At 66.8% G+C, this 13123-nt stretch carries 10 protein-coding genes; 3 read left to right on the forward strand and 7 right to left on the reverse strand.

Translation table 11 applies throughout. The features are described from left to right. Window positions 1-6 precede the first annotated feature (6 nt). The 3 genes from eno to HLG70_RS14835 all read right to left on the reverse strand — a co-directional run bounded on the left by eno (window position 7) and on the right by HLG70_RS14835 (window position 3438). Entirely contained in the window at window positions 7-1293 is a 1287-nt protein-coding gene (gene eno / locus HLG70_RS14825) for a phosphopyruvate hydratase (protein ID WP_006218107.1), read from the reverse strand. A gap of 4 nt (window positions 1294-1297) precedes the next feature. After that, window positions 1298-1582 carry a DUF1330 domain-containing protein gene (locus tag HLG70_RS14830; RefSeq protein WP_171664186.1) on the reverse strand — a complete coding sequence of 95 codons (285 nt, stop codon included), beginning with the start codon at window positions 1580-1582 and terminating at the stop codon, window positions 1298-1300. Between the two features lie 203 nt (window positions 1583-1785). Further along, window positions 1786-3438, reverse strand: coding sequence for a CTP synthase (locus tag HLG70_RS14835; RefSeq protein ID WP_171664187.1), 1653 nt, complete (start codon window positions 3436-3438; stop codon window positions 1786-1788). Between the two features lie 225 nt (window positions 3439-3663). Here HLG70_RS14835 and HLG70_RS14840 point away from each other — a divergent pair, with 225 nt between their 5' ends. Beyond that, window positions 3664-4653, forward strand: a complete 990-nt coding sequence (locus HLG70_RS14840; RefSeq protein WP_171664188.1) for a hypothetical protein — start codon at window positions 3664-3666, stop codon at window positions 4651-4653. Between the two features lie 35 nt (window positions 4654-4688). On the opposite strand, the gene HLG70_RS14845 is transcribed toward HLG70_RS14840, so the two are convergent. Continuing rightward, a complete protein-coding gene (locus HLG70_RS14845; RefSeq protein ID WP_171664189.1) occupies window positions 4689-6995 on the reverse strand; it encodes a molybdopterin-dependent oxidoreductase in 2307 nt (768 codons plus the stop codon). 233 nt (window positions 6996-7228) lie between these two features. Between HLG70_RS14845 and HLG70_RS14850 the strand changes: the two genes are divergently transcribed. Both HLG70_RS14850 and HLG70_RS14855 read left to right on the forward strand, forming a co-directional pair. Continuing rightward, window positions 7229-8164: a 4-hydroxy-tetrahydrodipicolinate synthase family protein gene (locus HLG70_RS14850; RefSeq protein ID WP_171664190.1), complete on the forward strand. Its 936-nt coding sequence runs from the start codon at window positions 7229-7231 to the stop codon at window positions 8162-8164. A gap of 128 nt (window positions 8165-8292) precedes the next feature. Beyond that, window positions 8293-9297 carry a Bug family tripartite tricarboxylate transporter substrate binding protein gene (locus HLG70_RS14855; protein ID WP_171664191.1) on the forward strand — a complete coding sequence of 335 codons (1005 nt, stop codon included), beginning with the start codon at window positions 8293-8295 and terminating at the stop codon, window positions 9295-9297. A gap of 48 nt (window positions 9298-9345) precedes the next feature. Here HLG70_RS14855 and HLG70_RS14860 read toward each other — a convergent pair whose 3' ends face one another. The 3 genes from HLG70_RS14860 to HLG70_RS14870 are packed head-to-tail and all read right to left on the reverse strand — an operon-like array spanning window position 9346 to window position 13090. Then, window positions 9346-11136, reverse strand: a complete 1791-nt coding sequence (locus HLG70_RS14860; RefSeq protein WP_171664192.1) for an aminopeptidase P family protein — start codon at window positions 11134-11136, stop codon at window positions 9346-9348. A 14-nt stretch (window positions 11137-11150) separates the two neighbouring features. After that, window positions 11151-11975 carry a M55 family metallopeptidase gene (locus HLG70_RS14865; RefSeq protein ID WP_171664193.1) on the reverse strand — a complete coding sequence of 275 codons (825 nt, stop codon included), beginning with the start codon at window positions 11973-11975 and terminating at the stop codon, window positions 11151-11153. A gap of 20 nt (window positions 11976-11995) precedes the next feature. Continuing rightward, complete coding sequence (locus tag HLG70_RS14870; RefSeq protein ID WP_213697121.1) at window positions 11996-13090, reverse strand: P1 family peptidase; 1095 nt, start codon at window positions 13088-13090, stop codon at window positions 11996-11998. Window positions 13091-13123: the final 33 nt, after the last annotated feature.

The raw sequence follows: 13123 nt of genomic DNA on the forward strand, positions 1-13123 counted from the left end.
GCTTCTTCAACGCAGGTTGTAGAAAGCTTCCAGGCCAGGATACGACGCCACTTCAGCCAGTTCCTCTTCGATGCGCAGGAGCTGGTTGTACTTGGCCATGCGATCCGAGCGGGACAGCGAACCGGTCTTGATCTGCATGGCGTTGGTCGCCACGGCGATGTCGGCGATGGTCGAGTCTTCGGTTTCACCCGAGCGGTGCGACACGACGGCGGTGTAGCCGGCGCGCTTGGCCATTTCGATGGCGGCGAACGTTTCCGTCAGGGTGCCGATCTGGTTGATCTTGATGAGGATCGAGTTGGCGACGCCCTTCTGGATGCCTTCGCGCAGGATCTTGGTGTTGGTGACGAAGAGATCGTCGCCCACCAGTTGCACTTTCTTGCCCAATTGGTCGGTCAGGAGCTTCCAGCCATCCCAGTCGTTTTCGGCCATGCCGTCTTCGATGGAGATGATCGGGTACTTGTCGCACCAGGTGGCCAACAGGTTGGTGAATTCCTGCGAGGACAGCGAGATGCCGCCTTCGCCGGCCAGGGTGTACTTGCCGTCGCGGTAGAACTCGGAGCTGGCGCAGTCCAGGCCCAGGGCGATCTGCGTGCCCGGCTCGTAGCCGGCTTCGGTGATGGCCTTGAGGATCAGCTGGATGGCGGCTTCATGGCTGGGCACGTTGGGCGCGAAACCGCCCTCGTCGCCGACGGCCGTGGACATGCCCTGGCCGTGGATCAGCTTCTTGAGCATGTGGAAGACTTCGGCGCCCCAGCGCAGGGCTTCGCGGAAGCTGCCTGCGCCAACCGGCAGAATCATCAGTTCCTGCAGGTCGAGCGTGTTGTTGGCGTGCGCGCCGCCGTTGATGACGTTCATCATCGGCACGGGCATGCTCATGGGGCCGCTGCCGCCGAAATAGCGATACAGGGACAGGCCCGATTCGTCGGCGGCGGCGCGGGCCACGGCCATGCTGGCCGCCAGGATGGCGTTGGCGCCCAGGCGTTCCTTGGATTCGGTGCCGTCCAGTTCGATCAGCGTGCGATCGACGAACGTCTGTTCCTGGGCGTCCAGGCCCATCAGGGCTTCGGAGATTTCCGTATTCAGGTTCTCAACGGCGCGCAGGACGCCCTTGCCCAGATAGCGGCTCTTGTCGCCGTCGCGCAGCTCGATGGCTTCGCGGGCGCCGGTGGATGCGCCCGACGGCACGGCCGCGCGGCCCATGGCGCCGGATTCCAGCAGCACATCGCATTCCACGGTGGGGTTGCCGCGCGAATCCAGAATCTCGCGGCCGATGATATCGACGATTGCACTCATGACTTTACATTCCCTGAACGATAAACATATTCATGACGGCCGCACCCTCGCGGGCATTGCGGGCACGGCGGTACTGCCAGGAGTCGTAGAAGGCCTGGGCCGCGGCCATGGACGGAAACTCCATGACGACGGTGCGGCCAGGCTCACGCCCCTCGAGGTGCTTGGACTCGCCGCCGCGCACCAGGATCTTTGCATCGTACGCGCGCATCGCGAGCGTGGACAGACGCTTGTAATCCTCATACAGCGCGGGCTTGGTCACTGTGACGTCGGCGATGAGATAAGCACTCATGGGGTTCCTTCAGAGCAGTTGCGTTGGTTTCGGTCTGACGCCGGATACGGCGACGCAGCCAGTGTCGCGCAAGGCGGCCGGGCGACGCATATCCGATGCTAATTGGTTGTATCCGAAAGAAGCGCCGCCGTATAGGGCGGCGCCGGGGCAACGGCCCGCGGCCCCGAGGATCCGCACGCGGAACTCGAGACCGCAGGCGCGCATTACGCCTCCTGGCCGCGGCGAGCCTTTTGCTCGATGGCGGCGCGGATATAGCTGGAGAACAACGGGTGGCCGTCACGCGGAGTGGACGTGAACTCCGGGTGGAACTGCACGCCCACGAACCACGGGTGATCGGGCAATTCCATCATTTCCGGCAGGTTCTCGGACGGCGTACGGGCGCTGATCACCATGCCGGCATCTTCCAGGCGCGGCACGTAGACGTTGTTGACCTCGTAGCGGTGGCGGTGACGCTCGTTCACTTCGTCGCCATAGATGGTCTGGGCGCGGGTGCCCGCCTTGATCGGCACGCGTTGCGCGCCCTTGCGCATGGTGCCGCCCAGGTCGGACGAGTTGTCGCGCTTTTCGACCTTGCCTTCGCGGTCCATCCACTCGGTGATGAGCGCGACCACGGGATGCGGCGCGGAAGGATCGAATTCCGTGCTGTTGGCGCCACCCAGGCCGGCGACATGGCGCGCGAACTCGATGACGGCCAGCTGCATGCCCAGGCAGATGCCCAGGTACGGCACGCCGTTTTCACGGGCGTAGCGGATGGCGGCGATCTTGCCCTCGGTGCCGCGCTTGCCGAAGCCGCCCGGAACCAGGATGGCGTCCAGGTGCTTGAGCTGGTCGGTGCCGCGGGTTTCGATGTCTTCCGAGTCGATGTACTCGATGTTGATCTTCGAGCGCGTGTGGATGCCGGCGTGGACCAGGGCTTCCGTCAGCGACTTGTACGACTCGGTCAGGTCGACGTACTTGCCGACCATGCCGATGGTGAGCTCGTGCTCGGGGTGTTCCAGCGCCTCGACCAGGTTGTCCCACATGGACAGGTCGGCCGGCGGCGGGGTCAGCCCCAGGGCTTCGCAGACGATGTTGTCCACGCCCTGCTTGTGCAGCATGGCGGGAATCTTGTAGATCGAATCGGCGTCCCAGACGGAAATGACCGCGTCCAGGGGCACGTTGGAGAACATCGAGATCTTGGCGCGCTCGTCGTCCGGAATACGGCGGTCGGCGCGGCACAGCAGCGCGTTCGGGTAGATGCCGATTTCGCGCAGCTTCTGCACCGAGTGCTGCGTGGGCTTGGTCTTCAGTTCGCCGGCGGAGGCGATGAAGGGCACCAGCGTCAGGTGGACGAAGGCCGCGTTGTTGCGGCCCATGCGCAGGCTCATCTGGCGCGCGGCTTCCAGGAACGGCAGGGACTCGATGTCGCCCACCGTGCCGCCGATTTCGACGATGGCGACGTCGGTGTTGCCATTCCAGCCGGCTTCGGCGCCACGGGCGATGAAGTCCTGGATTTCGTTCGTGATGTGCGGAATGACCTGGACGGTCTTGCCCAGGTAGTCGCCACGGCGCTCCTTGCGCAGCACGGATTCGTAGATCTGCCCGGTGGTGAAGTTATTCACCTTGTGCATGCGAGCGGAAATGAAACGCTCGTAGTGGCCAAGATCCAGGTCGGTTTCGGCGCCGTCTTCCGTGACGAACACTTCACCGTGCTGGAAAGGGCTCATCGTGCCCGGATCGACGTTGATGTAGGGGTCGAGTTTCAGCATGGTCACCTGCAGACCACGCGACTCAAGAATGGCTGCGAGCGACGCGGCGGCGATGCCCTTGCCCAGGGAAGACACCACACCGCCGGTGACAAATACGTATTTGGTCATCGTAATGAGCACCCGGGACGAGCGGGCGCGTGCGGGAAATTTGGATTATAGCCGGGCGGCAGGAGTTATTTGGGTTTTCCCCTAGCGTCGTCCACGTAACATTTAGCTGCACTCCGGTTGACACTGCCGCAAGGCAGCCGGCGGCGCCGTGCTATGTTCGATCCCTATTTTTTTGGCCGCCGTCTTTTCCCGACAGCCTCCCTTCTGGCCTCCGCAAAAACGCTGATGACCGCCCTCTCCCGACCTTCCTATTCCCTGGCCTGGCGCCTTGCCATTGCCGCCGTCCTGCTGCGCCTGGCCTACACCGCGCTCGTTCAGACTTATACCCTGATGGGGCCATCGCCCTACCTGGACCAGCTCCGGGAAAGCTATGGCCGGCCCGAAATGCTGGCCCCCCTGTTCGCCAACCTGGCGGCCACCCTGGTGATCGTGGGCCTGACGGCGTGGGGCGCGATGCGCCGCTGGCTGGCGCGCAACGATACGGCGGCGGTCGACCAGCCCGGCAGGCTGTTCGGGACCTTCCTTGCCCTGCAGGCCCTCTATACGCTGTGCCTGTCGGCCGGCCTGGCCATTGCGCAGAACGCGATGCTGGGAAGCCTGATCAAGGAAGGCTCGCTGCTGGAGGAGTGGTTCGGCCTCGGCGTGAGCGGACGATTCCTGGCGATGAACCTGCTGACCAAGGCGGTCACCATCCCTCTGGAGATCATCGGCATCTGCCTGGCGGTGCGCGTCGCGACCTGGACGGTGGTACCCGCGGGCCCCGCAGGCGGCCCCGTACATACGCGGCGGCATGCCGCCTGGATCGCCGGACTGACCGTGCTGGCATGGCAGTTGAGCGTCTCGATCTCGCTGGGCGGATTCCTGCAGATGCAGACCCTGAGCGCGGGTTGGCTGGAATACGCGCTGGGATACTGGGTACTGCCGGCCTTGGCGATGGCGCTTTGCACGCTGGTCTGCGTGAATGCTCTTCCCCGCGACCCGGGACGCGCGCGCCTGGGGCGCGCCGTGGCGCACGGCAGCATCGCGTTCTGGTTCGCCCAGGCCCTGGGGGTCGGCCTGGGGGTGCTGGCGTTGCGCGCGATGACTTGGCACCAGCTTGCGCGCGTCAGCGAGTCCTCCGTCGCGGCCGGCATCACGCTGCTGGTCTATGCGGGGCTGCTGGCCCTGGGTTGCCTGATCGGCGGGCGCTTGCTGTACCGCCGCGGCAAGGAATGAACCTGGCCGTGGCGGCCCGGTGCGCCTGACCCGGCTCAGGCCGGCAGGCGCGTCAACGCCGGCGGCTCGAATGCCTGCACCGGCGCCGGCCCGCCCTGCCACTTCTCCACCTGCACCAGCGCCGACAGGGCGCTGGAACCTTGCGCCAGCCGCGAAGTGCCCACATCCATGGTCAGCACATTGGGATTGCCGTGGCGCTCCAGTGTCGCGTCCTGTGGATCGAACCAGGCGCCGGTAAACATGGCAACCACGCCGCGCGCCAGGCCCTCGTCCAGATCCGCGCCGCCCAGGCAGGCGCCGCGGTCGTTGTACAGACGCACCACGTCCCCTTGCCCGATGCCGCGCTCGGCGGCGTCGGCAGGATGCATGCGCACCGGTTCGCGCCCGGCGATCTTGCCCTGGCGCGACGCCCGGGCCTGGTCGAGCTGCGAATGCAGCCGGCCCTCCGGCTGGCAGGTGACCAGATGCAGCGGCCAGCGATCCGCCTGTTCCGCGCCCAGCCATTCGGCGGGCGCAAGCCAGGCCGGGTGCGGCGGACAATCTTCGTAGCCGAAGGCGGCCACGGCTTCGCTGTACAGCTCCAGCCGTCCCGAGCGTGTCTTCAGCGGATGGGCGACGGGGTCCTGGCGGAACTGCTCGAACAGCACGAAATCGCGGTCCGGCTCGGGCAGCGCCACATGCCCCCGCGCCCAGAATTCGTCGAAGCCTGGCAGCTCCAGCTGCGCGGCCTCCCAGGCGGGCCGCATCTGCTCGTAGATGTGACGGATCCAGGCCATTTCGCCGCGGCCCTCGGTGTAGGCGTGCTCGAATCCCGCCATGGCCGCCAGTTCGCGATAGATGTCGAAGTCATTGCGGCTCTGGCCGACCGGCGGCAAGGCCTGGTGCATGGCCAGGATGTAGCGGTCGCGCGAGGAGCCGCCCACGTCGTTGCGCTCCAGCGTGGTGGTGGCCGGCAGCACGATGTCGGCGCGTCGCGCGGTCGGGGTCCACCAGGGCTCGTGCACGATGATGGTCTCGGGCTTGCGCCAGGCCCGCTCCAGGCGGTTCAGGTCCTGCTGATGGTGGAAGGGATTGCCGCCCGCCCAGTACACCAGCCGGATGTCGGGATAGACACCGCCCTTGCCGTTGAATTCGTAGGCCTGCCCAGGATGCAGCAGCATGTCGGTCAGTCGCGCCACAGGGACCGACGCGCCCGCGGGATTGGCGCCGGCGCGCATTTCCGGCGCGGGCAGATCCGGCCGCGGATTGCCCGCGCCGTTCATGGAACCGTGGGCGAATGCGAAGCCGCCTCCCGGCAGGCCGATCTGTCCGAGCAGCGCGGCCAGCGCCACGCTGCCCCAATACGGCTGCTCGCCTCGATGTCCGCGCTGCAGCGACCAGGCGCAGGTGATCAGCGTCCGGCAGCCCGCGGCCTCGCGCGCCAGGCGCCGGATCGTGGCTGCCGGCACGCCGCAGATGCCCTCGGCCCATTCCGCGCTCTTGGCCTGACCATCCGCGCGACCCGATACGTAGTCGGCGTAGCGCTCGAAACCACTGCAGCAGCGTTCGAGAAAAGCCTGGTCGTGCAGCCCTTCGGACAGCAAGGTGTGCGCCATGCCCAGCATCATGGCGGCGTCCGTGTTGGGGCGTATCGGCACCCATTCCGCCTGCAGCGCCTGCGGAGCGTCGCTGCGCGCGGGACTGACCACCACGCTGCGAATGCCCGCCAGCCGCGCGCGCTCGAGCCAGCCGGGGGTGCCGTGGTCGCCAGCGCCGCCCGACGTGATCTGCGTGTTGCGCAGCGCGATGCCGCCGAATGCGATGAACAGCCGCGTGTTCCCCACCACGCTGTGCCAGTCGGTGACGCGCCCCGTCACCGGCGCGTAGGTGCCGATGATGTGCGGCAGCAGGAACTGCGCCGCGCCCCAGCTGTAGTTGCCCGATTGGTCCACGCAGCCGCCGCCCGCATACAGGAAGCGGTGCGTCAGCGTACGCGCGTGGTGCAGGCGCCCCGCCGACGACCAGCCGTAGGAACCGCCGAAGATCGCGGCCGGGCCATGCGCGGCGCGCACGCGTTGCAGTTCATCGTGCACCAGCCGCAGCGCCGTGTCCCACCCCACCTCGACATAGCCCTCGACGCCGCGCAGCTCCGGCGCTCCGCGATGCTTCAGCCAGCTTGCGCGCACGCTGGGCCGGGCAATGCGCAGCGGCGAATGCACCAGGTCGGGCATCGAGTGGATCAGCGGCGACGGGGCCCGGTCATGCGCGAACGGCTCGCAACCCACCACCCGCCCGTTCCTTACCAGCGCGGTGTAGGCTCCCCAATGCGACAGGGAGGGAAAGCGCGTGAGCGTGTCGACCATGGAATCTGCCTGGCGGCTGCGAAAGCCGCATTATTGGGGAAATTCTTATAACTTAGCAGCATCTTCTTAGAAAATAATTGTCTTTCGGCCGTCCTGGATATGTGGAAAATAGAAAAATTTTCGGAAACCGGCCTCCTATACTGCAAGGGCAGCAAGGGGAGCGGGCAGGGGCCAGCACCGATAGCGCGACGCCTGATCCGTAGATATTCCATCCGATTAGTTGGAGTTGCTTCATGAGCAAAATGAAAATCCAGGGGTCCTTCGTCGCAATCGTCACGCCCTTCAACCGTGACGGCAGTGTCGATTTCAGCGCCTTCCGCAGCCTGTTGAAATTCCAGGAAGACAACGGCACCTCCGCCGTGCTGATCATGGGCTCCACCGGCGAGGTCTCGCTGCTGTCGCCGGAAGAACGCCGCCAGGTCATCGTCGAAACGGCCAAGATGAAAACCGGCAAGATGAAGCTGTTCTACGGCTGCACGGGCAACAACACCGACAGCACCATCGAATACCTGAAGTTCGCCCGCGAAAACGGCGCCGACGGCGCCATCCTGGCCGCGCCCGCCTACATCTGCGCGTCCGAGGCAGACACCGAGGCCTACTTCCTGGAAGTCGCCGACGCCACCGACCTGCCCCTGGGCATCTACAACAACCCGCCGCGGGTCAAGAGCGACCTGCACTGGGACCAGCTTCTGCGCATCTTCAAGCACCCCAACTACGTGGTGCACAAGGAGTCCACCACGCGCGTGGGCCAGGTGGCGCAGGTGCTGCGCGGCCGCCCCGACGTGGCCGTGATGTGCTGCGATTCGCCCAACCTGGGCCTGGTGGTGCCGACGATGAGCCTGGGCGGACACGGCACCGCCAACATGACCGGAAATATCGCGCCGGCAGAAATGGCCAATATCTCGCGCCCCTGGGACACGCCCGAGGTGTCCACGAGCTTCCGCGAAGGCTATCTGGGCCTGCTGCCGCTCTTGCACTATTCCTATTCCGCCATCAATCCCGTGGCGATCAAGTCGCTGATGAAGGCGGTGGGTCTGCCGGTGGGCGACCTGCGCCGCCCGCTGCGCGGCCTGGAAGGACAAGCGCTCGACAGCGGCCTGCGCATCGTGCGCGAGCTGGGCCTGGACGCCAGGTACGGCTTCAGCTCGGCGCAACTGAAGGCCGCCTGATCCGACCGGCGGCCGCAAGGCCGCCGGTTTCCTTTCCCCCGCGTTCCGCACCGCTCTGCAAGCCATGCCGCGCGACGCGCAAGGCCGCTGCGTGCCCGCCGCGTCCTTGCGCTCACCGAGACCCTGCCATGCTCCGTCCCGCTTCCGGCCTCACGCCGTTCAAGTCCCTGCTTTCCATCCTGGCGCTTGCCGCCGGCCTGGCGCCCGCCACCCTCCTTGCACAGGAAACCTATCCTCAACGCCCCATCACCCTCGTCGTGCCGCACCCTCCCGGCGGTTCCGTCGACGGCGTGGCCCGCATCTATGCCGAACAGCTGGGCAAGGAGCTGGGGCAATCGGTGGTGGTGGAAAACCGCGCCGGCGCCTCGGGCATGATAGGCGCCGCCTACGTGGCGCGCGCCACGCCGGACGGCTACACGCTCTATCTGAATGCGTCGATCCACGCCATCAATCCGCTGCTGTACAAGAAGACCATCAAGTTCGATGCGGTCAAGGACTTCACCCCCATCAGCGAACTGGCCCAGGGCGCGCTCATTTTCAGCGCCAACCCCGGGGTGCCCGCGCACAACGTCCAGGAGCTGGTGCAGGTGTTGAAAGCCGCGCCGCAGAAGTATTCCTTCGCCACCACCGGCTTCGGCTCGGCCGGACACCTGGCCGCGGCCTCGTTCCTGCATGAAAATGGCCTGAGCCAGATTCCCATCGTGCTGTACCGCGGCGGCGGTCCGGCGCTGTCGGACCTCGTGGGCGGCCAGGTGCACGCCATGTTCGACCCGATGCTGTCGTCGCTGCCCATGGTGCGCGCCAACAAGCTCAATGCCCTGGCGGTGACGGGCGCCGAACGCAGCCCGCTGCTGGCCGACGTGCCCACTCTGCGCGAGCAGGGCCAGAAGAATTTCGAGTTCTACTCGTGGTACGGCGTGTGGGGGCCGGCCGGGCTGCCGGCGCCGGTGCTGAAGAAGCTGGAAGCGGTGTCGGCCAGGATCATGGCTTCGCCGAAGGTGGTGGAGCAGCTTGGCGGGCTGGGCTTCGAGCCCTCGGTGAAGGACTCCGCCGCCTTCGCGAGCTTCATCGACGCGGAGATGAAGCGCTACCAGGCGATCATCGAGCAGGCGAAGATCGAAATCGCCCAATAGGGCGGCCCCCGATGCCCCGGCAAGTCCGGGGCGCCGGGCAAATCAGGCTCAGATGGCCGCGCAGCGCAGCGTGAGCCAGGCCAGGGCCTCGCCTTCGACCAGCGGCGACAGGCGCTCTTGCACCGTCTTGTGATAGTCGTTCAGCCAGGCGATCTCGTCCGCGCGCATCAGCGAGGGTTCGATGCAGCGCGTGTCGATCGGGCACAGCGTCAGCGTTTCAAAGCACAGGAATTCGCCCAGCTCGGAAGTCAGCCAGCTGCGGTTGGCGACCAGGTTCTCGATGCGCACGCCCCAACGGCCGGGACGGTAGATGCCCGGTTCGTTCGAGGTGATCATGCCGGGTTCCATCGCCGTGTGCGGCCCGGGCATGGCGCGGTACGAAATGACCTGCGGGCCTTCGTGCACGTTCAGGAAATAGCCCACGCCGTGGCCGGTGCCGTGGCCGTATTCCGCGCCGCCTTCCCAGATGGGAGCACGCGCGATGGCGTCCAGCATGGGCGACGGGGTGCCGCGCGGGAACGAGGCGCGCGACAGTGCGATCATGCCCTTGAGCACCAGCGTGAAGTCGACCTTCTGGTCCGCGCTGGGCGTACCCACCGCGACCACCCGGGTGATATCGGTGGTGCCACCCAGATACTGGCCGCCCGAGTCGATCAGCAACAGGCCATTGCCCTCGATGGTGGCGTGCGATTCCGCGGTTGCGCGGTAATGCGGCATGGCGCCGTTGGCGTTGAAGCCGGCGATGGTGGCAAAGCTGGGGCAGACGTAGGCAGGCCGGCGCGCGCGGGCGGCGGTGATCTGCTCGTCGATCGTCAGTTCGGTGATGGTTTCCTTGCCCAGCGCGCCTTCGAACCAGGAAAAGAATTCACAGAGGGCCGCGCCGTCCTGCGCCATTGCCTGGCGCACATTGGCGAGCTCCGCGTCGGTCTTCCTGGACTTCAGCAGGGTCGACGGGTTGATGGCTTCGATGCGCGGCACCGCCGGATTCATGGCGTGGAACACGCCGCAGGTCACGCGCGCCGGGTCGATCAGGAGCTTCTGGTCCAGTTCCAGCGAGGCCAGCGCATCCGCGGCGTGAGCGTAGTCCGCCACGTCCACGCCGTCAGCGGCCAGGATGGCGCGCAGCGCGTCATCGACCTTGCCGGCGGCCACGAAGAGCGTGGCGTGGTCCAGGCCGACCAGCGCATGGCCGACGAACACGGGGTTGTAGTCCACGTCCGCGCCGCGCAGATTCAATAGCCAGGCGATGTCGTCCAGCGTGGACACGAAATGCACATCGGCGCCGTGCTCGCGCATGGCTGCACGGACCTGGGCCAGCTTGTCGACGCGGGTCACGCAGGCCTCGGGCGCCACGTGTTCGTAGATCCTGGCGTCGGGCAGGCCGGCGCGATCCGGCCAGACCTCGTCCAGCAGGTCCTCGCGGATTTCCAGCGCGGCGCCAGAGGTTGCGGCGGCGGCGGACAGGGCGCGGAATGCGCCCAGGCCCAGTACCTGCCCATCCACCCCGATGACATCGCCGGCCTTCGTGTTGGCGGCCAGCCAGTCCACATGGCCGGGCGTGGTGGCCAGCGCGATCTTCATCAGTTGCACGCAGGTGCCGTCCAATTGCGCCTGCGCCTGCACCCAGTAGCGGCTGTCCACCCACAGGCCGGCAAAGTCGGCCGTGACCACCAGCGTGCCGACCGATCCCGTGAAGCCCGACAACCAGCGCCGCCCCTGCCAGCGGGCCGGCAGGTATTCAGACAGATGCGGGTCCGAAGAGGGAACGACATAGGCGGACAGGCCGCGGCGGCTCATGGCCTGCCGCAATTGGGCGATACGGGCGTCGGTACTGGACATGGGGGGAGAGATCCTTAGCGCAACATGAAAGACATGGCGGCCAGGCTGTTCAGCTTGCGGACGGCCGACTGCATGCTATCCGCGGTGAATCGCAAGGTGACGCCGTCCACGCGTTCCAGCGTGGGCCACATGCAGAACAGGTCGGCCAGGGCCGCACTCTGCGTCTGCAACCGGCATTCTATAGGGGCAGGAATGCGGAAAGGAACCGGGGCCTGCTTTTTCAGATTGCGGACCGCGGTCTCGGCGGCAGCGGCGATGGCGCGGCGCGAAGCAGCCGGCGACAGCGTGACGCCGCTGCCCTGTCCATGGGCGACCTTGGTCTGCACCCATTCGGCGCCCGGGAAGGTGTCACGGGTTTCCGCAATGAACACGTCATCGCCCGTGCCCAGGATGACGGGCACGCCCATTTCGCCGGCCAGCGCGCCGTACAGGCCGGCTTCGCCCAGTTCCATGCCATTGATGAGGACGCGCGCGAACGCGAAGCTGTTGATAGTGTGGGCCAGGATGCCGCGGCCTTGCGAACGCGAGTGGTAGCCGATCATGAAGACGGCATCGCAGCCCTCTTCCAGGCCGCCCATCATGCCCAGGTAGCGCGGCTTGCCCAGCACCATGCGGGCGCGCTCGTCCAGGCCGTCGGGCAGGAGGTTGCGAAAGCCGCCGTGCGAATCGTTGACCAGGATCTCTTCGGCGCCGCCGGCGATCGCGCCTTGCACCGCCGCGTTGGCCTCGGCGGTCATCCAGGCGCGGGCGCGCTCGTACTCGCCATTGCCGGCGCGGACCTGCTCGGCGTGGAAGACGCCGGCGACGCCTTCGATATCGGTGGAAATCAGGATCTTCATGGAATCGGCCTTCGAGGTATTCAGAATTCGGTATCGGACAGCCACTGGCGCCATTCGGGCGCGGCAAGGCGGATGGAGGCGCGGTGATGGCCATCGCGCCCGCTCACGCCTTCGGCGTGCCACAGCGCGGAAATGATGGCCTGTTCGCAGGCTTCGGCGGCGGCCTCGAACAAGGGGTCGATGCGGGCCTCGTGCAGCATGGCGACCGCCGGCATCGCCGCTTCGGGCACTTGCGGGATCGTATAGGCGGTCGAGAATGCCAGCGCGATATCCCCGCTGCCGTGCCCGAACACCGATCCGGTACGCGCCAGGCCGGCGCCCGCGCGCAGCGACAGGCGGCGCAACTGGCGCGAGTCCAGCGGCGCGTCGGTGGCCAGCAGCAGGATGATCGATCCCTTCTCGGGCGCGATGACGGCGTTCTCGCCCTGCAGCGCCAGCCCCCGGTCCAACTGGTCCGCCAGCCGGCGGCCGAACGGCCGTCCCGCCACCGTCAGGTTGGGCAGGCGGCCGAAATTGGCCAGCACCAGCGCGCCGACCGTGTGGCGCAAGCCGGGTTGGATGGAAGCCACCCGCGAAGCCGAGCCGATGCCGCCCTTGAAGGAAAAGCACGACATGCCCCGGCCCGCGCCCACGGCGCCCTGCCCGAACGGCTTGCCCGCGCTGGCCAGCGCCTCGGCGTAATGCGCCTCCTGCACGGGCAGCGCCTGGATGTCGTTCAGATAGCCGTCGTTGCATTCAAAGACCAGGGGGTTCACCGTGGCCATGCCGCGTCCGATGCCGGGGTTGGCGGCCACCGCATGACGTATCTGGGCGTTGGCGACGGTGCCCACGCCGAAGGTGTTGGTCAGCGCGATGGGCGTTTCCAGCACGCCCAGCTCCTGCACCTGGATCAGGCCGGTGCTCTTGCCGAAGCCGTTGAGCACGGTCGCGGCGGCCGGCACCTTGTCCAGATACGGGTCGCCGCCATGCGGACGCACGACCGTCACGCCGGTCTGTACGGGGCCGTCGGCCAGGGTGCAGTGCCCCACCGTCACATCGCCCACGTCGCAGATCGTATCCAGCGGCCCCGACGGCAGCACGCCGATGCGGGGAAGGTCCAGTGCTTGGTTGTCCATAGTTGCCGCGTGTCGCCACGCTCCTTGATGCAA

It is taken from the genome of Achromobacter deleyi (assembly GCF_013116765.2).
Classification (GTDB): Bacteria; Pseudomonadota; Gammaproteobacteria; order Burkholderiales; family Burkholderiaceae_B; genus Achromobacter; species Achromobacter deleyi_A.